Annotated in this window: 15 protein-coding genes and 3 pseudogenes; 6 read left to right on the top strand and 12 right to left on the bottom strand. The window is 70.3% G+C overall.

The window, feature by feature from the left end; all coding sequences use genetic code 11:
• Window positions 1–34: 34 nt before the first annotated feature.
• Window positions 35–931 (bottom strand): proline iminopeptidase-family hydrolase, encoded by an 897-nt coding sequence (locus PV396_RS07805; protein WP_319201772.1) that lies wholly within the window; start codon window positions 929–931, stop codon window positions 35–37.
• Between the two features lie 266 nt (window positions 932–1,197).
• Between PV396_RS07805 and PV396_RS07810 the strand changes: the two genes are divergently transcribed.
• Window positions 1,198–1,968 (top strand): FadR/GntR family transcriptional regulator, encoded by a 771-nt coding sequence (locus tag PV396_RS07810; RefSeq protein WP_319201774.1) that lies wholly within the window; start codon window positions 1,198–1,200, stop codon window positions 1,966–1,968.
• 106 nt (window positions 1,969–2,074) lie between these two features.
• Here the strand turns inward: PV396_RS07810 and PV396_RS07815 are convergent, their stop codons facing one another.
• Window positions 2,075–4,294, bottom strand: a complete 2,220-nt coding sequence (locus PV396_RS07815; RefSeq protein WP_319201776.1) for an NADP-dependent isocitrate dehydrogenase — start codon at window positions 4,292–4,294, stop codon at window positions 2,075–2,077.
• Between the two features lie 226 nt (window positions 4,295–4,520).
• On the opposite strand from PV396_RS07815, the gene PV396_RS07820 reads away from it, so the two are divergent.
• Window positions 4,521–6,095, top strand: coding sequence for a M1 family metallopeptidase (locus tag PV396_RS07820; RefSeq protein ID WP_319201778.1), 1,575 nt, complete (start codon window positions 4,521–4,523; stop codon window positions 6,093–6,095).
• Between the two features lie 7 nt (window positions 6,096–6,102).
• Here the strand turns inward: PV396_RS07820 and PV396_RS07825 are convergent, their stop codons facing one another.
• From PV396_RS07825 to PV396_RS07835, 3 genes are all read right to left on the bottom strand, one after another.
• Window positions 6,103–7,200, bottom strand: a complete 1,098-nt coding sequence (locus PV396_RS07825) for a mechanosensitive ion channel family protein (RefSeq protein WP_319201780.1) — start codon at window positions 7,198–7,200, stop codon at window positions 6,103–6,105.
• Between the two features lie 210 nt (window positions 7,201–7,410).
• Window positions 7,411–8,619, bottom strand: a complete 1,209-nt coding sequence (locus PV396_RS07830; protein WP_319201782.1) for a GTP-binding protein — start codon at window positions 8,617–8,619, stop codon at window positions 7,411–7,413.
• A gap of 70 nt (window positions 8,620–8,689) precedes the next feature.
• Window positions 8,690–9,652, bottom strand: coding sequence for a lysylphosphatidylglycerol synthase transmembrane domain-containing protein (locus PV396_RS07835; protein WP_319201784.1), 963 nt, complete (start codon window positions 9,650–9,652; stop codon window positions 8,690–8,692).
• A gap of 176 nt (window positions 9,653–9,828) precedes the next feature.
• Here PV396_RS07835 and PV396_RS07840 point away from each other — a divergent pair, with 176 nt between their 5' ends.
• Window positions 9,829–11,757: an ABC transporter ATP-binding protein gene (locus PV396_RS07840; protein WP_319202308.1), complete on the top strand. Its 1,929-nt coding sequence runs from the start codon at window positions 9,829–9,831 to the stop codon at window positions 11,755–11,757.
• Window positions 11,758–11,862: 105 nt separating this feature from the next.
• Here the strand turns inward: PV396_RS07840 and PV396_RS07845 are convergent, their stop codons facing one another.
• The 5 genes and pseudogenes from PV396_RS07845 to PV396_RS07865 form a co-directional block, all read right to left on the bottom strand.
• Window positions 11,863–12,435 (bottom strand): Gfo/Idh/MocA family oxidoreductase, encoded by a 573-nt coding sequence (locus PV396_RS07845; RefSeq protein ID WP_416071354.1) that lies wholly within the window; start codon window positions 12,433–12,435, stop codon window positions 11,863–11,865.
• 124 nt (window positions 12,436–12,559) lie between these two features.
• Window positions 12,560–13,733: pseudogene (locus PV396_RS07850) on the bottom strand (RNA-guided endonuclease InsQ/TnpB family protein).
• Between the two features lie 79 nt (window positions 13,734–13,812).
• Window positions 13,813–14,148, bottom strand: a pseudogene (locus PV396_RS45045) (hypothetical protein); the annotation flags it as partial.
• A gap of 105 nt (window positions 14,149–14,253) precedes the next feature.
• On the bottom strand, window positions 14,254–14,469 hold the full coding sequence (locus PV396_RS07860; RefSeq protein WP_319201787.1) for a 4-oxalocrotonate tautomerase family protein: 216 nt from the start codon (window positions 14,467–14,469) through the stop codon (window positions 14,254–14,256).
• A 71-nt stretch (window positions 14,470–14,540) separates the two neighbouring features.
• Window positions 14,541–15,329 carry an SDR family oxidoreductase gene (locus PV396_RS07865; RefSeq protein ID WP_319201788.1) on the bottom strand — a complete coding sequence of 263 codons (789 nt, stop codon included), beginning with the start codon at window positions 15,327–15,329 and terminating at the stop codon, window positions 14,541–14,543.
• A gap of 174 nt (window positions 15,330–15,503) precedes the next feature.
• Between PV396_RS07865 and PV396_RS07870 the strand changes: the two genes are divergently transcribed.
• The 3 genes and pseudogenes from PV396_RS07870 to PV396_RS07880 all read left to right on the top strand — a co-directional run bounded on the left by PV396_RS07870 (window position 15,504) and on the right by PV396_RS07880 (window position 19,720).
• Window positions 15,504–16,364: a helix-turn-helix transcriptional regulator gene (locus tag PV396_RS07870; protein WP_319201789.1), complete on the top strand. Its 861-nt coding sequence runs from the start codon at window positions 15,504–15,506 to the stop codon at window positions 16,362–16,364.
• A gap of 522 nt (window positions 16,365–16,886) precedes the next feature.
• Window positions 16,887–17,583 (top strand): annotated as a pseudogene (locus PV396_RS07875) (methyltransferase).
• Between the two features lie 94 nt (window positions 17,584–17,677).
• Window positions 17,678–19,720 (top strand): ATP-binding protein, encoded by a 2,043-nt coding sequence (locus PV396_RS07880; protein ID WP_319201790.1) that lies wholly within the window; start codon window positions 17,678–17,680, stop codon window positions 19,718–19,720.
• 15 nt (window positions 19,721–19,735) lie between these two features.
• Here PV396_RS07880 and PV396_RS07885 read toward each other — a convergent pair whose 3' ends face one another.
• Both PV396_RS07885 and PV396_RS07890 read right to left on the bottom strand, forming a co-directional pair.
• Window positions 19,736–21,979 (bottom strand): protein kinase domain-containing protein, encoded by a 2,244-nt coding sequence (locus PV396_RS07885; RefSeq protein WP_319201791.1) that lies wholly within the window; start codon window positions 21,977–21,979, stop codon window positions 19,736–19,738.
• A gap of 89 nt (window positions 21,980–22,068) precedes the next feature.
• Window positions 22,069–22,773 carry a DUF4232 domain-containing protein gene (locus PV396_RS07890; RefSeq protein WP_319201792.1) on the bottom strand — a complete coding sequence of 235 codons (705 nt, stop codon included), beginning with the start codon at window positions 22,771–22,773 and terminating at the stop codon, window positions 22,069–22,071.
• Between the last annotated feature and the right edge of the window lie 89 nt (window positions 22,774–22,862).

Here is a 22,862-nt window from a genome sequence, read left to right on the forward strand (position 1 = left end):
GTGTTACCGGTGATCAGAGGGGGGGAGCGGGGACTCAGTCGGTGGAGTCGAGGAAGTCGCCGACGACCTGGAGGTAGAGCTCCTCCTCCTCGACGTGCGGCATATGGCTGGAGTGCTCGAACATGTGCCAGCGCACATCGGGGACGAGGTCGGCGAAGGGCCGGAGTGTGTCGGGCGTCGCCTCGTCGTGGCGGCCTGACACCAGCAGGGTCGGCACGTCGATCAGATGCAGCCGGTCGACGACCGACCAGTCCTTCATGGTGCCGACGACATGGAACTCGTTCGGCCCGTTCATCGTGTGGTACACGGTCGGGTCGGCCGCGATGTTGTCCCAGGTCGCCTGGACCTCGGGGGGCACGGGGACCGTACGGCACACATGGCGCTCGTAGAAGACCTGCTCGGCGGCGTGGTAGTCCGGGTGGTCGGTGGTCCCGGCCGCCTCGTGGGCGGCCAGGGTCTTCTGCACCTCGGGTGGCAGCGCGGAGCGGAGTTCGGCGGCGCCCGCGAGCCAGAGTTCCATGGAGGCGGGGGAGTTGGCGATGACCAGACCGCGAAGTCCGGACGGGCGGCGCACCGCGTGCTCGGCGGCGAGCATGCCGCCCCACGACTGGCCGAGCAGGTGGTAGCCGTCGGCGAGGTTCAACTTCCGCAGCAGGTTGTCGAGTTCGTCGAGGAAGAGCTGGACGGTCCAGAAGTCGGCGCCCTTGTCGGGCAGATGGGTGGACCGTCCGATGCCGAGCTGGTCGTAGTGCACGACCGGGCGGCCCTGCCGGGCGATGCCGGCGATGCGCAGTGTGTAGTCGTGCCCGGCGCCGGGGCCGCCGTGCAGGACCACCAGCGGTGTCCTGCCGGGTTCGCCGGTGATCCGGTACCAGGTGGACCAGCCGTTGAAGTCGATGGTCCCGGTGTGGTTCGGTTCGGGAATCGCCACTGGAGAGCCTCCGGGGGCAGGCGGATTCAAGCCAGTCCATGTCTCGAATCGCTTGGGTGTCTGTGGATGGCTGACATACTGTTTGGGTAAATGCTCAGTCCACAAGACCTTTTAAGACCTTTTAGCGGTGGCCCGGCAGAAGTAACTGCGCGTTCACGCGCCCGGAATCCGCGACCGACCGGGGAGGACCGCTGACCGTCGCACCGGAGTCACCACAACCACCCGAGCCGCCGGAGAGACCGGGCGCCGGGGACGAGTTCACGCGGGTGCTCGACCGTGCCCTGTCCGGAGGCGGCGCACCCTCGCCCGAGCTGCGCCCGGTGCGCGTGGCCTCGGCGGTCGACGAGGTCTCCGACCGGCTGCTCACCGCGATCGCCGTGGGCGACTTCCTGCCGGGGGAGCGGCTGCCGGTCGAACGCGAACTGATCACCCTGCTGGGGGTGAGCAGGCCCACGGTGCGCGAGGCGATCGGCCGGCTCCAGGCCGTGGGTGTCATCGAGATCCGCCGGGGCCGCAACGGCGGTGCCTTTGTGCGCGACAGCTGGACCGAGTCCTCGGGCGCCGCTGTCCGGCGCACCCTGGTGCCGCGCTGGGCCGAGTACGAGCAACTCTTCGACCTGCGCGGCCTGGTGGAGGGGATGGTGGCGGCGACGGCGGCCCGTCGCCGGCGCCCCGAGGACCTCGTACCCATGCGCGAGGCCCTGACGGCCTACCTGTCCGCGAGCGACCCACGCCAGGAACACGCCGCCGACAGCGCCTTCCACCGCGCGGTCTGCGACGCCACGCACAACCCGCAGATCGCCATGCTCAGCCGCGACCTGCTGGCCCGCGCCAGCCTGGGCTTCCCGGTCGAACCCTGGGGCAAGGGCGAACGCACCCACTTCCATCGCGGCGGCGAGGACCACAAGGCCCTCTACGAGGCAATCGCCTCCGGCGACCCGGACCAAGCCGAGAAGATCGCCCGGGACCACTTCACGATCAGCGCGGACATGATCCGCGAGGTACTGGCAAGGGTCAGGGACGTCGGCCGCTCATGACGATCGGCCCCCGGGACAAGGGTCCCGGGGGCCGATCGGCGCGCCCCTTAAAGGGCGCGGGGAACTGCGCGACAAGCCCCCACCGGCCGGCAGCCGACCAACAGTCCTAGCCCAGGGTTGCCAACGTCGAGTTCCAGGTAGCCGACGGACGCATGACCGTCTTCGCCTTCTCCACGTCCGGCTGGTAGTACCCACCGATGTCGGCCGCCTCGCCCTGAACGGCGATCAGCTCAGCGACAATCGCGTCCGCGTTGGCGGTGAGCGCCGACGCGAACGAGGCGAACGACTTCGCAAGCTCCGCGTCATCGCTCTGCGCCGCCAGCTCCTGCGCCCAGTACAGGGACAGGAAGAAGTGGCTGCCCCGGTTGTCGATGCCGCCGACACGGCGGGTCGGCGACTTGTCCTCGTTGAGGAAGGTCGCCGTCGCACGGTCCAGCGTGTCCGCGAGGACCTGCGCACGCGCGTTGCCCGTGGTCGTGGCGAGGTGCTCGAAACTGGCCGCCAGCGCGAAGAACTCACCCAGGCTGTCCCAGCGCAGGTAGTTCTCCTTGACGAGCTGCTGGACGTGCTTCGGCGCGGAACCGCCGGCGCCCGTCTCGAACAGGCCGCCGCCCGCCATCAGCGGGACGACTGACAGCATCTTGGCACTGGTGCCCAGTTCCAGGATCGGGAACAGGTCGGTCAGGTAGTCGCGCAGCACGTTGCCGGTGACGGAGATCGTGTTCTCGCCGCGCCGGATGCGCTCCACCGACAGCTTGGTGGCCTCGACCGGCGTCAGGACGCGGATGTCCAGACCCTCGGTGTCGTGCTCCGGCAGGTACGCGTTGACCTTGGCGATCAGGTTGGCGTCGTGGGCGCGGGTCTCGTCCAGCCAGAACACCGCCGGGTCGCCGGTGGCGCGGGCGCGGGTGATGGCCAGCTTCACCCAGTCCTTGATCGGGGCGTCCTTGGTCTGGCAGGCGCGGAAGATGTCACCGGCGGCGACGGGCTGCTCGATGACCACGTTGCCGGCCTGGTCGACGAGGCGGACCGTACCGGCGGCCGGGATCTCGAAGGTCTTGTCGTGGCTGCCGTACTCCTCGGCCTTCTGCGCCATCAGACCGACGTTCGGGACCGAGCCCATGGTCGACGGGTCGTAGGCGCCGTTGGCGCGGCAGTCGTCGATCGCGACCTGGTAGACGCCGGCGTAGGAGGAGTCCGGCAGGACCGCGAGGGTGTCGGCCTCCTGGCCGTCCGGGCCCCACATGTGGCCGGAGGTGCGGATCATGGCCGGCATCGAGGCGTCGACGATGACGTCGGACGGCACGTGCAGGTTGGTGATGCCCTTGTCGGAGTCGACCATGGCCAGCGCCGGGCCCTCGGCCAGCTCGGCGTCGAAGGACGCCTTGATCGCGGCGCCCTCGGGCAGCGACTCGAGGCCCTTGTAGATGCCGCCGAGACCGTCGTTCGGGGACAGACCGGCCGCGGCGAGCGTCTCGCCGTACTGGGCGAACGTCTTCGGGAAGAACGCGCGCACGACGTGGCCGAAGATGATCGGGTCGGAGACCTTCATCATCGTGGCCTTGAGGTGCACGGAGAACAGCACGCCCTCCGCCTTGGCGCGGGCGATCTGCGCGGTGAGGAACTCGCGCAGCGCGGCGACGTGCAGGACGGAGGCGTCGACGACCTCGTCCGCGAGGACGGGTACGGACTCGCGCAGGACGGTGGTCGAACCGTCCTCGCCCACCAGCTCGATGCGCAGCGAACCGGCCTCGGAGATCACCGCGGACTTCTCGGTGGAGCGGAAGTCGTTCTCGCCCATCGTCGCCACGTTGGTCTTGGACTCGGGGGTCCAGGCGCCCATGCGGTGCGGGTGGGTCTTGGCGTAGTTCTTCACCGAGGCGGGGGCGCGGCGGTCGGAGTTGCCCTCGCGCAGCACCGGGTTCACGGCGGAACCCTTGATCTTGTCGTAGCGGGCGCGGATGTCGCGCTCCTCGTCCGACTTCGGGTCGTCCGGGTAGTCCGGCAGCGCGTAGCCCTGGCCCTGCAGCTCGGCGATCGCGGCCTTGAGCTGCGGGATCGAGGCCGACACGTTGGGCAGCTTGATGATGTTCGCCTCGGGCGTCTTCGCCAGCTCGCCCAGCTCGGACAGGGCGTCCGCGATGCGCTGGCCCTCCTCCAGGAACTCGGGGAAGACGGCGATGATGCGGCCGGCCAGCGAGATGTCCCGGGTCTCGACGTTCACCCCGGCCTGCGAGGCGTACGCCTGGATGACGGGCAGGAACGAGTGGGTCGCCAGGGCGGGCGCCTCGTCAGTGTGCGTGTAAATGATGGTCGAGTCAGTCACCGGGTGCTCCGCTCCACGTCTGCAACATTGCTCGACATCAAGATATCTCGTGATCGGGTCTCACTCGACAGGGGTCCGTACGGAACTCGACACACACCCGTACGGAACTCGATCGAATTCTGTCCGGACCGATGCAACCGATCGCGCCGATCTCGCGGTCTAGGGGGTAGACCAACACCGGATCGGCGGCGGACCTGACCCCCCGGCGCCCCTGCGAAAGCGAACCATGAGATATCGCACCCGACTGACGGCCCCTGCGGCAGCCCTCCTCGGCACGGCCGCGGCCACCACCCTGGCCCCCTCGGCCCACGCGGCGTCCGGGGGGACGGCCGGCACTGCCACCGCCACGGGGAAGGACGCCGCCGAGCCGGGTGCCGAGACCCTCGGAGACCCCGTCTACCCGAGCCTGGGCAACGACGGCTACCGCGTCGCCTCCTACCACCTCGACCTCGCCTACGACGCCACGACGAAGCTGGTCGACGGCGAGGCGACCCTGCGCATCCGCACCACCCAGGACCTCAGCCGGCTCTCCCTCGACTCGCTCGGGCTGGACATCCGCGCCGTCCGCGTCGCCAACCGCGCGGCCACGTTCGAGCTGGTCGACGAGAAGCTGCGGATCACGCCCGCCCGTACGCTGCGGGCGGACATCTGGACGACGATCTGTGTCGAGTACGGCGCCGACCCGCGCCGCGCCCTCACCCACACCGCCTGGGTGCCCACCCCCGACGGCTTCGCGGTGTGCCCGCAGCCCAACTCCGCGCACACCGTCTTCCCGTGCAACGACCACCCGGTCGACAAGGCCGACTTCACGTTCCGGATCACCGTGCCGAACACCCTGCGCGGTGTCGCCGGCGGCACGCTCGTCCGCACGGAGAGCCTGTCCGGCGACCGGACCGCGTACAGCTACCGCTCGCGCTCGCCGATCGCCACCGAGCTCGTCCAGATCACCGTCGGCGACTACGTGATCAAGGACCGGCAGGGCCCGCACGGGCTGCCGCTGCGGGACGTCGTCCCGGTCGCGCGCGCCGCGGCTCTCGAACCGGCGCTGGCGCTCACCCCGGGCCTGGTGACATGGCTCGAGCAGCGGCTCGGCGCCTTCCCGTTCGAGACGTACGGCCTGCTGCCGTGCAACTCCGACGACCCGGCCGCCTTCGACTTCACGGGCCTGGAGACGCAGACCCTCACCCTGTACAAGCCGAACTACCTTCTCCAGGAGGAGAAGTTCATCGGCTCGCACATGATGCACGAGCTGGTCCACTCCTACTTCGGCAACAGCGTCAGCCCCGGCACCTGGGCCGACCTGTGGCTCAACGAGGGCCACGCCGACTTCTACGGGCTGCTCTACCGCTACGAGCGCGGCTGGACCGACTCCCTCGGCCTGACCACGATGGAAGCGCGTATGAAGAACACGTACGCGCGCGGCGACCAGTGGCGCCGCACCTCGGGGCCGGTGGCGGCGCCCAACGAGGCCAACCTCTTCGACAGCCAGCGCTATCTGGGCGGCGTCCTCGTCCTCTACGCGCTGCGCGAGCTGGTCGGCGAGACCACGTTCAACGCGATCGAGCGCACCTTCCTCGACCGCTACCGCAACGCCTCGGCGACGACCGAGAACTACATCTCGGTCGCCTCCGAGATCGCCGGCCAGGACCTCTCCGGCTTCCTGCGGGACTGGCTGTACGGGACGACGACACCGCGGATGCCGGGTCACCCGGACTGGACCGTCACCCCGGTGCCCACGTCACTGGTCGCGCCGAAGAACCGCACGGCCGCCGGCCACCACGACAACTCGGCGACCCTCTGACACACCCTCAGTCGAGCCGGGCCGAGGTCATCTCGCCCGGCTCGACCTCGGCGCCGCGCTGCTGCGGGATCACCACCGCGCCCTGCTGCAGCGCCACCGTGCGGGTGGGCGCCGGGATCCGGATGCCCTCCGCGCGGTAGCGCCTGTGCAGGCGCTTGATGAACTCGTGCTTGATCCGGAACTGGTCGCTGAACTCGCCGACGCCGAGGATGACGGTGAACCCGATCCGGGAGTCACCGAAGGTGTGGAACCGGACGAGCGGCTCGTGGTCCGGAACCGCGCCGGTGATCTCGGTCATCACCTCGGCGACGACCTCGATGGTCACCCGCTCGACGTGCTCCAGGTCGCTGTCGTACGCCACCCCGACCTGGACCAGGATCGTCAACTGCTGCTCGGGGCGCATGAAGTTGGTCATGTTCGACTTGGCGAGCTCCCCGTTGGGGATGACGACCAGGTTGTTGGACAGGGCGCGGACCGTCGTCTGCCGCCAGTTGATGTCCTCGACATACCCCTCCTCACCGCTGCTCAGCCTGATGTAGTCGCCGGGCTGGACGGTCTTCGAGGCGAGGATGTGGATGCCCGCGAAGAGGTTGGCGAGGGTGTCCTGGAGGGCGAGCGCGACGGCCAGACCGCCGACTCCCAGGGCGGTGAGCATCGGCGCTATGGAGACGCCCAGGGTCTGCAGGACGACCAGGAAGCCCAGGGCCACGATGACGACCCTGATGATGTTGACGAAGATCGTCGCCGATCCGGCGACCGCCGACCGGGACTGGGTGACCGTACGCACCAGCGTGCTGACCACTCTCGCGGTCGTCAGCGTCGTGACCGCGATCAGCAGCACGGTCAGCGTCTGGTTGACGTTGTGCCCGACCGTCCTGGTCAGCGGCAGCGCGGCCGCGGCGGCCGCCGCGCCCGCGGTGAACGCCGACCACGGCACCACCGTACGCAGCGCGTCCACGATGACGTCGTCCCCGCTCCAGCGGGTGCGGTCCGCGTGCCTGCCCAGCCAGCGCATCAGCATGCGCAGCAGGACGGCCGCCAGCAGGCCCACGGCCAGGGCGATGCCCGCCACGACCAGATCGTCCACGGTGAGTTCTCGCTTCACCGGTCACCTCCGAGGAGTGGTTCCGCGGCGCCCCGCGCCACCGACGGCCGGATGTGAAGTCTCGTCACTTGCCACCTGTTCGAATGTTCGTCAAGCCTTGAAATGCGCGATCAATGTCCGGACGTCTGTACGGAGTCCGGCGACCACTCATCCTGCCGTATCCGGCCGGCCGCTCGGCACCGAGCAGTGGCAAACCCGCCATTGAGCAGCTCAGACGGGGAGCGCGTCACAGACGTCCGCCGGGTGCACCTCCCATGCGGGGAAGGGGTCCTCGTACGCCGTGTGCGCCAAGTCGGCTGCGTACGCGGCCAGTTCCTCTTCCGTCAACAGGCAGCGGGACAGTGCGAGGCGCAGCGACTGACGGCGCAGACCGATACCGATGAACACCAACTCCTGTCCCTGTAGGGGGGATTGGACGTCAGCGGCATCGCCCGTATCTCCTGTGGCGATCGGCTCGAAGCGTGCCACGGAGCCCGCCTGGGACCACAGGCCCGTCGTGCCGGGGCGCGAGGCGAGGGTGAAGAAGCCCTTGGAGCGCAGCACTTGGCCGTAATCACCGGCGTCGAGCGGGCCGGTGAGCAGGTCCCAGAGGCGCCCGGGGTGGAAGGGGCGCGGGTCGCGCAGCACGAGCGAGGAGATTCCGTACTCCTCCGTCTCCGGCACATGGTCGCCGTTCAACTCGGCCACCCAGCCGGGGGCTTGCTCGGCCTTCTCCAGATCGAACAGGCCTGTACCGAGGAGTTCGGCGGGGTCGATCACGCCCCGGACCGTACGGCGCACCCGGGCGGCCGGGTTGAGGCGCCGCAGGGTCGCCTCCAGGCGGTCGGCGGCCTCCTCGGGGACCAGGTCCGTCTTGTTGAGGAGGATGACGTCGGCGAACTCGATCTGGTCGATGAGGAGATCGCTCACCGTGCGTTCGTCGCCCTCGACCGGGGTGATGCCGCGCTCCAGCAGATCGTCGCCCCGGTCCAGCTCGGGCAGGAAGTTCACAGCGTCCACGACGGTCACCATGGTGTCGAGGCGGGAGATGTCGAGCAGGCTCGCGCCGTCGTCGCGGGCGAAGGCGAAGGTGGCCGCGACCGGCATGGGTTCCGAGATGCCGGACGACTCGATGAGCAGATAGTCGAAGCGGCCCGCGCGGGCCAGCTTCTCGACCTCCTCGAGGAGGTCGTCGCGGAGCGTGCAGCAGATGCAGCCGTTGGTCATCTCCACCAGCCGCTCCTCGGTACGGGAGAGGGCGTCGCCGTCCCGGACGAGGGACGCGTCGATGTTGATCTCGCTCATGTCGTTCACGATGACCGCGACCCTGAGGCCCTGACGGTTGCCGAGGACGTGGTTGAGCAGCGTCGTCTTTCCGGCGCCGAGAAAACCGGAGAGCACGGTCACGGGCAGGCGGGGGTCACTGGAAGTGGTGGACATGCGTCCGCACGCTAGCTTATTGGAAACGATTTTCACAAACGGTCGAGGGGGTGCCACCTCGGGGCGGCCCTCAGATCACCTTGAGCCGCACCAGCGCCCCCAGCGTCAACGCCCCCGGCAGCAGCGGCACCCACACGGTGATGATCCGGAACGCGAGCACCACCGCCGTGGCGACCGCCACCGGCCCGCCCACCGCCACCAGGGCCACGATCAGCGCCGCCTCCACGGAACCGATACCGCCGGGCGTCGGGATCAGCGCGACGGCGACCGTCGCCGCGAGATACGCGAGCGCCATGTGCCAGGGCGGCACCGGCAGACCCAGCGCCGTTCCCACCGCGACCAGCCCCGCGGCCTGCAGCGCCGGGAACGCCAGCGAACCGCCCCACAACGCCAGCGCCCGGGCCGGCCGCGTGTGCACCGACCGGGCCTCCCCGAGCGCCGTGCGCAGGAAGGAGAGAACGGCCGTACGCAGCCGCCGTACGCATACCAGAGCGACCGTCGCCGCCGACAGCACCGCGCACACGCCGATGACCAGCGGGCCGAGCGCCGTGGCGGGAACAACGCTTCCCAGCCGCAGGGCATGCGGGAACGCGATCAGCAGCGCCGCCAGCAGACCCAGCCTGCCGACGGCCTCCGCGAGCATGTACAGGATGAGAGCGGCCGAGGAGCGGACCGGCGGCAGACCGCACACCGTCAGAAAGCGCAGATTGACCGCGCCCGCGCCGAGCCCCGTCGGCAGCAGATGGTTGGCCGAGCCCGCCGCGAACTGGGTGGCGAGCAGCCGCAGCCCGGGCAACCGCTCGACGACCGCCCCCTGCCTGCTGACGGCGGCGGCCACCCAGGTCAGACAGGTCGCCCCGGCCGCGGCCAGCAACCAGGGCCACCTGGCCGACGCGAGATGGCCGAAACCCTCGGCGAGCACCTGCCGGTGGCGCACCGCGACCACGGCGACCAGGAGGAGCGGGAGCAGGCACAGGACCTGCCGCACCGGGACACGTCGGCGCCGGGCCGGGGAAAGGAGAAGCGCTGTCACAACCGGAGAGGTTCTCCACGCCACACCAACACCGGGTTGCGGGCGCACGGCCACCGGCCGACGAGCCGGGCAATGGCCGACGGGCCGGGCAACGGCACGAGGGGGCTGTGGAGCCACCCGTGATTCCCGTCCTTGACCTCAAGGTCGCTTGAGGTCGTACGGTCGGTGTCATGAGTATGGAGACCACAGCCTGGATGCAGCTGCACAGCGTCATGAACGCACAGCAGGAGCGGCGCCCCTTCGATCGGGCCACCCTGCGCCGTATCGCGGAGTTCGCGCGCCCGCACCGCCGCCGCATCATCCGATTCGTCGTGCTGAGCGTGCTCACCGCACTGCTCGCCGTCGCGACGCCCGTCCTCGCGGGCCGCGTCGTCGACGCGATCGTCTCGGGCGGCGACGAGAGCACGGTCGTCCGGCTCGCCCTGCTCATCGCGGTCATCGCGGTCGCCGAGGCAGGCCTCGGGATCGCCGGCCGCTGGCTCTCGTCGACACTCGGGGAAGGACTCATCCTCGATCTGCGGACGGCTGTCTTCGACCATGTGCAGCGCATGCCCGTCGCCTTCTTCACCCGTACCCGTACGGGAGCCCTGGTCTCCCGCCTCAACAACGACGTCATCGGCGCACAGCGCGCGTTCAGCAACACCCTGTCCGGCGTGGTGAGCAACCTGGTCACTCTGGTGCTCACCCTCGTCGTGATGCTCTCTCTGTCCTGGCAGATCACCCTGCTCGCCCTGGTGCTGCTGCCGGTGTTCGTCCTCCCGGCGCGGCGGATGGGCAGCCGCATGGCCAGACTCCAGCGCGAGGCCGCCGACCTCAACGCGTCGATGGGCACCCGGATGACCGAGCGTTTCTCGGCCCCCGGCGCCACCCTCGTCAAGCTCTTCGGGCGGCCCGACGAGGAGTCCGTCCAGTTCGCGGCCCGCGCCCGCCGGGTCCGGGACATCGGCGTACGGACGGCACTCGCGCAGTCGGTCTTCATCACCGCCCTCACCCTGGTGTCGGCCCTCGCGCTCGCCCTCGTGTACGGGCTCGGCGGCTGGTTCGCGCTGCGCGGCAGCCTGGAACCGGGCGCGGTCGTCGCGCTCGCCCTGCTCCTGACCCGCCTGTACGCGCCGCTCACGTCGCTCGCAGGGGCGCGCGTCGAAGTCATGAGCGCCCTCGTGAGCTTCGAGCGCGTCTTCGAGGTGCTCGACCTGAAGCCCCTCATCGAGGAGAAGCCGGACGCCCGCGAGGCCCCCGAGGGCCCGGTCGCCGTGGAGTTCGACAACGTCCGCTTCGCCTACCCCGCCGCCGACCGCGTCTCCCTCGCCTCCCTGGAGGAGGTGGCCGCCCTGGACACCCGAGGCGGCACGGAAGTCCTGCACGGAGTCAGCTTCCGCGCCGAACCCGGTCAGACGATCGCCCTGGTCGGCTCCTCCGGCGCCGGAAAGTCGACCATCGGACAACTCCTGCCCCGCCTGTACGACACCGACGAGGGCGCCGTACGCATCGGCGGCGTCGACGTCCGCGACCTGAGCGCCGCCTCCCTGCGCGCCACCCTCGGCATGGTCACCCAGGACGGCCACCTCTTCCACGACACCGTGCGCGCCAACCTGCTGCTGGCCCGCCCCACGGCGACGGACGACGAACTGTGGGCCGCCCTCACCCGCGCCCGCCTCGACGAACTGGTCCGCGACCTGCCCGACGGCCTCGACACGGTGGTCGGCGAGCGCGGCTACCGGCTCTCCGGCGGCGAACGCCAGCGCATGACCATCGCCCGGCTGCTGCTGGCCCGCCAGCGTGTCGTCGTCCTCGACGAGGCGACGGCCCACCTGGACAACACCTCGGAGGCGGCGGTCCAGGAAGCTCTGGCGGAAGCCCTGGCGGACCGCACCGCCGTCGTGATCGCCCACCGGCTGTCCACGGTCCGCGCGGCCGACCTGATCCTCGTGGTGGAAGCGGGCCGGATCCTGGAACGCGGCACGCACGACGAACTGCTGGCCCTGGACGGGCGGTACGCACAGCTGTACCGGACCCAGTTCGCCCAGCGGTCCGGCGACCAGTCGGCGGAGGCAGAGGCGTCGGAGACGGAGGCGGCGGAGAGCGCCGTACTGCCGGTGCGGTAGGCCGGTGCTCGGCCTCTTGTGTACCGCCGTTTCGGCAGGTGGTACACGAACACCGGCACCCTCGTGTTGATGCCGAGCCTCGCGGCCGGCATCGACATCGCCCTCTCAGACCTCCAGCAGATCCCGCGTCCGCACCGGCAGGCCCGTCTCGAAGGAGCGGTTCGCGGCCAGGCCCGTGACCAGGGAGCTGGCGCCGTCGACGGCGCCCGCCGCGCGGTGCAGCGGGTCGGGCACCCGGGTGCCGAAGATGTCCTCGAGCATGCGTGCGTCGCCGCCCCCGTGTCCGCCCTCGCCGGTGGCGACCTCGATCTCGCGCGGCTTCTCCCAGAAGCGGCGCAGCGTCAGCTCGGTACGGCCGGCGGTGTCGGCCACCTCCGTGCCGTGCGGCACGGGACCGGAGGTGGCCCCCGGGACCAGGGGGCGGGTCCACGTCGACTCCTCGACCAGCAGCTCCAGCCGCCCTTCGCTGCCGTTGAAGGCGATCCGGTATCCCTCCCAGGGCGAGTAAGCCGTCAGGTGATACGTCAGTGTCGCGCCGGTCGCGTACCGCACCAGGACCGCCATGTCGTCCTCGATGCTCACGCCGGGCCCGAAGACGTTCTGGTCACGGTGATAGCCGTCCTCCGACTCCGCGTCCAGGTACAGCGCGCCGAGCACGGACGAGTCCTCGAGATGCACGGCGAAGAGGTCGTCGCGGGCGGCGGGGGAACTCTCGTACGGCCGAATGCACCGGGTTTTGACATGCTCCTCGGGCTGAAGTGAAGCCCGAGGATTCTGGCCGTCCCTGCCGGTTGCTGTGCTGCTACGCGGCACAGGTTCGGGTGGGGATTCCGTGGCTTCCTGTTTCTTCGCGCTGTGCCGGGGCAAGTCCCGGTCCTACCGGCGCTCCGCAGGCTGCTGCCGCCAGTCCGGCGGCCTGTTCGACGTTGATTGCGGCATTGTGGTCGCGGTCGTGGAGGGTGTTGCAGGCGGGGCAGGTCCATTCCCGTACGTGCAAGGGTTTGGACCCGTCCCGGTGCCCGCAGGTGGAGCACACCTGGCTGGTGGGCTCGAACCGGCCGATCTTGACGAACGTCCGGCCGTACCGCTGCGCCTTGTACTGCAGCATGCCGACGAACTGGGCCCAGCCCGCGTCGTGCACGCTCTTGGCCAGCCTCGTGCGTGCGAGTCCGGATACCGCCAGGTCCTCCACCGCGACCGCTTGATTCTCGCGGATCAACTGGGTGGAGAGCTGGTGGTGGAACTCTTTGCGTGCGTCCACCACAGCGGCGTGCGCGCGGGCGACCTTCGAGCGGGCCTTCTCCCGGTTATTCGATCCCTTCCGCTTGCGGGACAGCTCCCGCTGCGCCTCTTCAGCTTCTTTTCCGCCCGGCGCGGAAAACGTGGGCTGTCGATCTTCGTGCCGTCGGAGAGGACGGCAAAGTGCGTGAGGCCCAGGTCGATTCCGATCGCGGCCCCGGCGTCCGGCTCCGTCCAGCGGGCCCGCTCCACCTCAGCATCGGTGTCGATGACGAAGCTCGCGAAGTAACGGCCCGCCGCATCCACGATCACCGTCACACTCGACGGCACAACCGGCAGGACCCGCGACCACTCACCTTCACCTCACCGATCTTCGGCAACGCCAGCCGCCCGCCGTCGGTGATCTTCCAGCGGGCGTTGGCGGTGAACCGGATCGCCTGCCGACGGTCCTTGCGCGACCTGAAACGCGGCGCACCCACCTTTCGGCCCTTGTGCTCCCCCTTCAGCGAGGCGAAGAAGTTCCGGTACGCGGCCTCCACATCCCGCAACGCCTGCTGTTGAACCACCGCCGAGACCTCACCCAGCCAGGAACGCTCGGGAGTGTTCTTGGCACGGGTGATCAACTGCTGGGACAGGACGGCAGCCTTCGGGTAGGGCAACTCGGCGGCGTGGGCGTCCTGGCGAGCGCGTACCGCGTCGTTGAACACGACACGCGCGCACCCGAACGCCCTGGCCAACGCAGCGCGTTGACCAGGCTCCGGGTACGGTCGTCATCGGCTTCTCGGTGACCACGTCGCAGCCCGCCTCCAGGGCACGCACGATGTAGTCGTCGTGGGTACGGTCCACCGAGCAGACCACGACGAGGCCGCTCCGCTTGCGGCCCAGCATCTCGTCGAAGTCCTCTGCGGCATACGCCGGTACGGGTGCCCGGCCGGGTCGGCGTCCGCGAGCCAGGTGTTGTGGACCGCCATCCGGTGCGAGTGACATCGCAGAACCCGGCCGGCTCGAACCGGTCCGCGTACGGACCTGCCAGTCCCTGGGTGAACAGCCGGGCGCGGGCGCCCAGTTCGACCACGGCGGCGCGGCGGCGTGCGAGGTCGAAGGACATGTTCGTCTCCGTTCGGTGGGGGGATCCCGTAGGCCGGGCGACATCACCGGCAATGGCGGCCGGTGTTGCCCACTGGACCATACGGTCCAATGGTCAACAGGGTGACCATGGCCGGTTTTCGCCGGCGCCCCCCGGAACCGGCGGCGCGGTCAGCTTTCCGGCGTCTGCTGGAGTTTGGCGAGGGTCAGTACGTTGCCGCCGATGCCCCAGCCGCCGTCCGTGACCTCCTCGACCAGGACGAGGGTGGTGGCGCGGGCGCGTTCGCCGTAGACGTCGACGTAGAGCTCGGTGGCGCGGGTGATGATCTGTTCCTTCTGCTCCTCGGTGAGGGTGCCTGCGGGGACCTTGAAATTCGCGAACGGCATTTCGGTTCTCTCTCTGTGTGTGGTGCCGAAGGGATTGCTGATGCGATTGCCGAAGGGACGGGGCCGACGGGTCAGACGATGCCGCCGTTGGCGCGGACGACCTGGCCGTTGATCCAGTGACCGGCCGGGGACACCAGGAACGCGACGGTCCCGGCGATGTCGTCCGGGGTGCCGAGCCGTTCCAGCGGCGGCTGGGCGGCCAGCCGGGCCACCGTCTCCTCGTCCTTGCCGTCGAGGAACAGGTCGGTGGCCGTGGGACCGGGCGCGACGGCGTTGACGGTCACGTCCCGGCCCCGCAGTTCGCGCGCCAGGATCAGCGTCACGGCCTCCACCGCGCCCTTGCTCGCGCTGTAGGCGCCGTAACCGGGGAAGGCCAGGCCCACCACGGACGTGGAGAACGTGACGATCGCCCCGCCCCGGCGCACCGTACGGGCGGCCTGCTGGGCGACGACGAAGGTGCCGCGGATGTTGGTGCGGTGCAGCGCGTCCAGTTCCGTCAGGTCCAGATCGGCGATGAGCGCCGTATGGGCGCGGCCGGCCGCGTGGACGACGACGTCGACACCGCCGTACTCGGACGCGGCGGTGGCGAACAGGGCGGCCACCGCCTGCTCGTCGGCGACATCGGCGCGTACGGCGACGGCCCGGCCGCCCGAGGCGATGACCTCCTCGACGGCGGACTCGGCGAGGTCCTTGCTGCCCGCGTAGCCGACCACCACCGCGAATCCGTCGGCGGCCAGCCGGTGCACGGTCCGGCGCCCGATTCCCCGCGAGCCGCCGGTGACGACGGCGACACGCGGACGGTCGGGGTCGGGGGCGAGGCCGGACGCGGTGTCACTGGCCAGGGCATGGGAACTTGGCATGGAGAACTCCGGTGTACGAAGAGAGGGTGGAGCGGGGCTGCGGACCCGAAACCGTCGGTTCGGGCCGCCCTGCACACCACAGTCGCCCGGTGGGCGAGGCGCAGCCAGGGCTCCGTCCACCCTGGGGTCGGCGTCCCCTGGCTGCGCCTCCTCGGCGCGAGTGATGATGGGAAGGTGAACCTTCCTGAGCTCGCCGCGTTCCTGAGGTCCCGGCGCGACCGTGTGCGGCCCTCCGACGTCGGACTGCCCACCGGACCCCGCCGCCGGGTCCCGGGCCTGCGCCGCGAGGAGGTCGCCCAGCTGGCCGGACTGTCGGCGGACTACTACACCGAGCTCGAACGCGGAGGTGACGTCCAGCCCTCGGCACAGGTGCTGGCCGCGCTGGCACGGGCGCTACGGCTGGGCGGCGACGAACGCGACCACCTGTTCCACCTGGCCGACCGGCCGGTTCCCTCGGCGGCACACAGCCCGAACGCCCACGCCCAGCCGGCCCTCCTCGGCCTGCTCGACCGGCTCACCAGGACCCCCGCGCAGATCATCACCGACCTGCACGAGACCCTCGTACAGAACGAACTCGCCGCCGCACTCGTGGGCCGCGCCCCCGAGCGGCGCGGTGTCGCGGCGAGCTTCGTGTACCGGTGGTTCACCGACCCCGCCGCCCGGGAGATCTATCCCGCCGACGACCATCCGCAGCACTCCCGGGCCTTCGTCGCCGACCTCCAGGCCGTCGCCGCCCGCCGCGGCCGTGACACCGAGGTGGCCGGGATGGTGGCCGAACTACGGCGCCGCAGCGAGGAGTTCGCCGCCCTGTGGGACACGCGCGATGTCGCCCTGCGGCGGACAGACCACAAGCGCATCGTCCATCCCACGCTGGGCGTCGTCGAACTCGACTGCCACACCCTGTTCAGCGAGGACGGACGCCAGCGCCTGCTGTGGTTCAGCGCCCCACCCGGCACGGAAGGCGCCGCCCAGCTGGAACTGCTCTCGGTCATCGGCACCCAGGACATGTCCACGGACGAGAGCACGCACCGCTGAGCACTCGGACAGCGGACGACCAGTCTGTGAGCAGTGGCGAGCAGTGCCCGAGCAGCGCCTGAACAGTTCCTGACGCGTATTCACCGCAACAATGAAGAACAATTGCGAACGTGCCCGCCGTATGCGCGGCGTGAACAGCGCAATCCGTAAAACCCAGAAAGTGAATACGAGTTGAACCGCACCGAGAACACCGATTCCATGCACGCCGTGCCGCCGTCCGTCCCGCCTCTGATGCAGATGACCCAAATGCTGGCCGGCTTCCAGATCAGCCAGGCCCTTTACGTCATCGCGAAACTGGACGTGGCGACCGAACTCGCCGACGGTCCCAGGGATCTGCGGAGCCTGGCACGTGAAACAGGTGCGCACGAGGAAGCCCTGGGACGTCTCATCCGCACACTGGCTCCCCTCGGACTGTTCCAGCACGTCCAAGTCTCGGGCACGGACAAGATAGCGGTGACACCGCTCGGTGAATTCCTGTCCGCCACGCACCCGATGTCGCTCCGGCCGGCGGCCCTGTTCTGGATGGAGACGCACTACCTCCCGTTCTCGGGGCTGCTCGACACGGTCAGAACGGGAGTGCCGGCCGCCGAGACGTATTACGGACAGCCCTTCTTCAACTGGGTGGTCGAGGACCCGGAACGCGTCGCACTGACGAACAGCGCGATGGCGGGCGTGGTCGCCAGCGTCCGGGCCGGCATGCTCGACGACTATGTCCTACCGGGCGGCAGGACCGTCGCGGACCTCGGCGGCGCCGACGGCAGCATCCTGGCCGAGCTGCTCACCCGCAACCCGGATCACTCCGGGATCGTCTTCGACCTCCCGGAGGTCGTGCAGGCGGCGCACGGCGTGCTCGCGGCGCGCGGCCTGACCGATCGCGTCGAGGTCGTCGGGGGCAGCTTCTTCGACGAGGTGCCGACCGCGGACGTCTACGTGCTGGCCTACATCCTCCACGACTGGAGCGACGAGGAGAGCGGCCGCATCCTCGCGGCCATCAAGAAGGCGGCCATGCCCGGCGCTCGCCTGCTGGTGATCGAGGCCGTCGTGCCGGAGGGCGACGCACCGCACATGGCGCGTCGACCTGACCATGCTGGGCATGCTCAGCGGCAAGGAGCGTACGCGGCGGGAGTACGAGCGGCTTCTCTCCGACGCCGGATTCACCCTCGACCGCGTGGTGACGACCTCTTCACCCCTTTCCATTCTGGAGACGACTCTCCGCTGAGGCGTCACAGCGCGCCTGAACCGTCCCGCCGCCCCTCCGGCGAGAACCGCGACGTAAGGTCTTCGGCCATACGGGGTTCAATGGGCGAGGGGTTATGGATACGGGAAACGGTGGCTCCCTGGGTGACCTCGTGGTCGCCGCGCGGGACCGGGCGTTCGTCGGGAGGGCGGCGGAGCGGGAGGTCTTCCGGTCCGCGCTGGCGGGGGGACCCGGGGGCGCACCCGTGCTCTTTCTGCACGGGCCCGGTGGCGTCGGCAAGTCCGCACTGCTCAGGCGGTTCGCCCTCGAGGCACGGCAGGCGGGACGGCCGGTGGTCGAGGTGGACGGCCGTACGGTCGCCGCGACGCCGGAGGATTTCGAGTCGGCCGCCGGGAAGGCGATCGGCGAGCCGGGAACCGTGCTTCTGGTCGACACCTTCGAGCAGTGTCAGGGCCTGGAGCACTGGCTGTGGGAGCAGTTCCTGCCACGGTTACCGCTGGGCACGGTCGCGGTGGTCGCCGGACGCTCCGCCCCCGATCCGCTCTGGGTCGCCGACCCGGGATGGGCGGACCTGCTGCACGTGATGCCGTTGCGGGACCTGGCCCGGGACGACGCCGCCGCGTTTCTGCGGGGACGGGGCGTGCCGGCGCCGGCGCACGGCGCGCTGCTGTCGTTCACCAGCGGCAATCCGCTGGCCCTTTCCCTGGCGGCCGCGGTCGCCGTCCGGCAGGACGCGGATCGGACCCCTCGCGAAGCGGACTGGTCGCCGGGACGGGACGTGATCGCGACGCTGCTGCCCGAACTCGTGGGTGACCCACCGAGTCCGGCGCACCGCACGGCTCTGGAGGTGTGCGCCCAGGCCGATGTCACCTCCGAGGCGCTGCTGCGGGCGACGATGGGCGACGACGCGGCCGCACTGTTCGGCTGGCTGCGCACCCAGCCCTTCGTCGAGTCCACCGCGAGCGGGCTCTTTCCGCACGATGTGGTGCGCGAGGTGCTGGCTGCCGACCTCCGCTGGCGTGACCCGGAGGGATTCGCCGACCTGCGCCGGCGGATCCACGGGTATCTGCTCGGCCGGATCCGGGAGGTGCCGGCCGCACAGGTGCTGCAGGCGATCAAGTCCCTGGTGTACGTGGAAAGGGCGGCTGGTTCCATCACCGACGCCCTCGTGTGGTCCCCCGACGGCACGACGCGGGACACGCCCTGCACGCCCGACGACGCGAGCCGTGTCGTGGAGCTGGTCCTCGAGACCGAGGGCGCCGAGTCCGCGGCGATCGCCCGCTTCTGGCTGGACCGGCAACCGGAGGCGTTCAGAGTCCAGCGCTCCAGCCTCACCGATGACATAGTCGCCTGTTCCGCGTGGTTGCGGCTCAGCGGGCGCGAGGGGGAGGACGTCGACCCGGTGGTGGCCGGCGCCTGGGCCCACGCGGAAGCCAACAGACCGCTGGGAGCGGGCGAGCACCTGGCCATCGCCCGGTTCCACGTGGACCCCCAGGCGTACCAGCGCCCTTCGGCCTCCATGAACCTGGTCATGTGGCGGGCGATGGCCGAGATCATCCGCGCCGATCGTCTCGCCTGGCAGTTCGTCGTGATGCGCGACGACGGGTTCTGGGACGGCTACCTCGCGGACAGCGACATGCCGCCGACCGATGTCCGTCCCGTCATCGGCGGCCACGCGTACCGTCTGTTCGCCCACGACTGGCGCGCCCACTCCGCCACGGCGTGGCTGGTGAGACGCCACGAAGCGATGCGGGAGGCCGGGGGAGTCCTTCCCTCCGCGACAACGGCTCCCCGGCCGCGGGCGGCGGCGCATCCCGCCCTGCCCCGGCCGGAGTTCGACGACGCGGTCCGGGACGCCCTGCGTGTGCTGTGGTGGCCGGGCGAGCTCGCGGCCAACCCCCTCAACCGCAGCCACCTGGTCGCGGAGAACGGCCCAGGCCTCCACGAGGTCCTGCTCCACGCAGTCGACACCCTGCTGGAGGAGCGGGGCGGTCAGACACGTCACCAGGTCCTCACGGCCACGTACAGCAAGGCGGCCCCCACGCAGGAAGCGGTGGCCCGGCGCCTGGGGATGTCCTTCAGCACCTACCGCCGGCATCTGGCGGGCGCGGTGCAGCACGTCAGGGACATCCTGTGGAGTCATGAACCGAACGGGTAGGCCCCTGGCCGTCAGTCAGTTCTCGGCGGTCCGCTTCTCGGGACCCTGTGGGCCGACGGAGAAGAGGGTGTTGCCCGCCATCGCCACGATCTCGTCCCGGACGAGGGTCAGGCTCGGGACCCAGTCCTGGGACGCGTCCCCGAGGATGTCGACGGCGGAGGTGCGCCAGAGTTCTGTGCCGGTGCTCAGCTCCAGGGCCAGCACGCGGCCGATCCGGTTGGTGAAGTAGATCCGCCCGTACGCCGCCGACAGGACCGGCTGCGAGAGGCCCTCCATGCCCGTGGCCCGTTGCCACAACTGCTTGCCGTCGGTCGCGGACACCGCGGTGACCGTCCCGTTGGTCTGGGCGAAGACCACGATGTCGTCGCCGAGCAGGGCAGGCGCGCCGCGCAGGGTCCGGGGCAGCGGCAGAGGGCGGACTGCGCCGGTGCGCGGGTCGACCCGCAGCAGCGTGGTGTACTGACGCTCGCTGTCGATCTCCCCGTCCTGGTTCGCGGCCGCCGCGGGCTGCGCGTAGACCGGCTCACCTCTGGACAGTCCGAGGTTCTTCGCCCCGATCGGCAGGGTCGCGAGTCTGCGTGCCGTGCCGTCGGCGGGGTCGAGCCGCAACAGGGTCACCGGGACGTGACCGGGCTCGCCGGCGATCGTGCACTCGCCGTACGGAACACCGGCCAGGGCGAGGGGTTCGCAGAACGCCGCCTTCGGCGACTGCCACAGCTTCCTGCCCGACCTGTCGTACGCCCTGAAGCCCTGGATGTCGCCCGTCGACGTCAGCAGCCCGCCGCTGAAGACCACCGAGTCGTCGTTCGGGGTCTCCCGCGCCCACCGCCGCTTCCCGGTCGCGGTGTCCACAGCAGCGGTCCGGAACTCACCCTGGCTCTGCTCGGCCACGTACACGATCCCGTCCCGTACGCCGTACGGTGTCGCGTTCTGTACGGAGTCACCCGAGCGCCAGATGACGTGGCCGGTGGCGGCGTCGACCTTGGCGACGGTGAAGCCCTTGCCCCCGCAGTAGAGGACGTTGCCCGCGGGCACGCATCCCGGCGGACCGGAGTCCATGGTGGCGTCGGACGCGGAACCGAAGCGCAGGGGCGTCTGCCAGGGCCGCCAGCCCGCGGGCAACGAAGCCGTGTGCCCGGCGCTTCGTCCGTCACCGTCGAAGGCGTTGACCGCCGCGAGACCCACCCCGCTGACGGCGATCGCCGTGGCGACGGCAATAAGCAGTCGGAGCCGTCGGGCACGACCCTTCCCACGCGGGCGCCGGTCGGCGACGGGGACGCGAACGGGAGTGGTGACGTCCCCAGGGGCTGTGCTCCCGGCGGTGAGAACCGCGTCGGCGTCGGTGGTGACGTCGGGGAATCCTTGCGGGGCAGGGGCGGCGGGTCCGGGATCGCGGGGGCGACCGGGTTCTTCGGCAGCGGTGATGAGATCGGTGCCGACGCCGACGGGCCCCGTCTCGGGCAACGCACGGAACCAGTCGTGCAGTTCGGTCAGCCCGGGGCGCGCCGCCGGGTCCTTGTCCAGACAGCGGGCGGCGATGTCCCGCAGTGGTCGCGGAACCCCGTCCAACGCCGGTGGCTCGTACATCACCTGATAGCCGGCCATGTAGGGCGTGTCCGCGTCGAACGGGCCGTTCCCCGTCGCCGCGTAGGCCAGCAACGAGCCCAGCGAGAACACGTCCGAGGCCGAGGTGACATCGCGCGGCGAGCGCAGCTGCTCCGGCGACATGAACGGCGGTGTGCCGATCACCCGCCCCGTGACGGTCAGTTGCTGGTTGTCGGCGGCGCGGGAGATGCCGAAGTCGATGACGCGTGGGCCGTCTTCGGCCATCAGTACGTTGCCCGGCTTCAGGTCGCGGTGCACCACCCCGACCCGGTGGATCTCGCGCAGCGCCTCGATGAGCCCCAGGGCCAGGATCCGCAACTCCGGCCCCGGCAGCGGGCCGTCGCGGTTCACCCACTCCGCCAGACTCCGGCCCGGTACGTACAGCGTGGCCATCCACGGCTGCTCGGCGTCCGGGTCGGCGTCCACGACGGGTGCGGTGAACGCGCCGCTGACCCGGCGGACCGCCGCGATCTCCTGCCGGAAACGGGCCCGGAACTCCTCGTCCTCGCAGAGCTGGGGGTGCACCAGCTTCACCGCGACCCTGCGTCCGGCGGCCGAGCGGCCCAGGAACACGGTGCCCATACCGCCGGCGCCGATCCTGTCGAGCAGGGCATAGCCCCCGACGGACTCAGGATCACCATCTCGCAACGGCATGGACGGTCACACCCTCTTCGTACGTGGATCAGCGGCTCAGCTTAGGCCAAGGCCGTTGCCGCGCAAGCCGGTTGGACCTCGGCCGCAGGTCACCAGGTGAGTGCGTCGTTCGGGTTGTCCTGCCAGTACGTGACCTGGGCGTTGTCCTCCTCGACATACAGGGAGCCGCCCGGGACGGGGACCTCCACTCCGGCGTCGGTGGGTCCCTCGTCGGGGCCGAACAGGCTCAGGCCGATCGAGGCGGTGGTGACCTTGGTCTCACTGTTGCGGTCGGAGGACGCGGTGATCAGGCCCGCGTAGGCGGTGGCGCCACGATCGAGGGTGACGACCGCCTGCGGCTTGCTCTCGCCGATCACGGCGGTGACGGACTGCGAGTTCTCGCTGATCCGCAGCGCCGGGTAGCTGTAGAGGTGGCAGGCCTTCGAGCCGCTGTTGGTCGCCGTGATGAGCACGTGGTTGACGGGCTTTTTCACCGCCTTGACCGCGAACTTCAGTGAACCGGTGGTGCAGTCCACCGGCTTGACGGTGCTGATGCCCTTGCCGGTGGACGAGGACTCGGTGGCCTCCGCGCCGGCGCCGTCACCCTCGCCGGACCCTTCGGAGCCCGCGTCCGGCGTGGCTTCCTCCGTGACGGTGGCCGATGCCGAGGCCGATGGCGACGCGGTGGTGGAGGGCGCCGTAGCGGTCACGTCGGTTGGCTCCGGGGTCGCCGACGCGCCGGACTCCGACTCGGCGTCACTTCCACCACAGGCGGTGAGAGCCAGGGCCAGAACGGCGGAACTGGCTGCGGCCATGGCAAGTCGGGGCGCGCGCAAGCTGGTTACCTCTTTCTGAAGGGATCCCGTTCACCTGCGGGAAGCCTCTCGAAGGAGATTCGCAACCG

Source organism: Streptomyces sp. ME02-8801-2C, assembly GCF_033793965.1.
In the GTDB taxonomy this organism is placed as follows: Bacteria; Actinomycetota; Actinomycetes; order Streptomycetales; family Streptomycetaceae; genus Streptomyces.

Bases quoted from the DNA above. Each gene is read 5' to 3' on its own strand.
- PV396_RS07820 (WP_319201778.1), top strand. From the start codon at position 4,521: ATGAGATATCGCACCCGACTGACGGCCCCTGCGGCAGCCCTCCTCGGC.
- PV396_RS07830 (WP_319201782.1), bottom strand. From the start codon at position 8,619: ATGTCCACCACTTCCAGTGACCCCCGCCTGCCCGTGACCGTGCTCTCC.
- PV396_RS07840 (WP_319202308.1), top strand. From the start codon at position 9,829: ATGGAGACCACAGCCTGGATGCAGCTGCACAGCGTCATGAACGCACAG.
- PV396_RS07860 (WP_319201787.1), bottom strand. From the start codon at position 14,469: ATGCCGTTCGCGAATTTCAAGGTCCCCGCAGGCACCCTCACCGAGGAG.
- PV396_RS07865 (WP_319201788.1), bottom strand. From the start codon at position 15,329: ATGCCAAGTTCCCATGCCCTGGCCAGTGACACCGCGTCCGGCCTCGCC.
- PV396_RS07880 (WP_319201790.1), top strand. From the start codon at position 17,678: ATGGATACGGGAAACGGTGGCTCCCTGGGTGACCTCGTGGTCGCCGCG.
- PV396_RS07885 (WP_319201791.1), bottom strand. From the start codon at position 21,979: ATGCCGTTGCGAGATGGTGATCCTGAGTCCGTCGGGGGCTATGCCCTG.
- PV396_RS07890 (WP_319201792.1), bottom strand. From the start codon at position 22,773: ATGGCCGCAGCCAGTTCCGCCGTTCTGGCCCTGGCTCTCACCGCCTGT.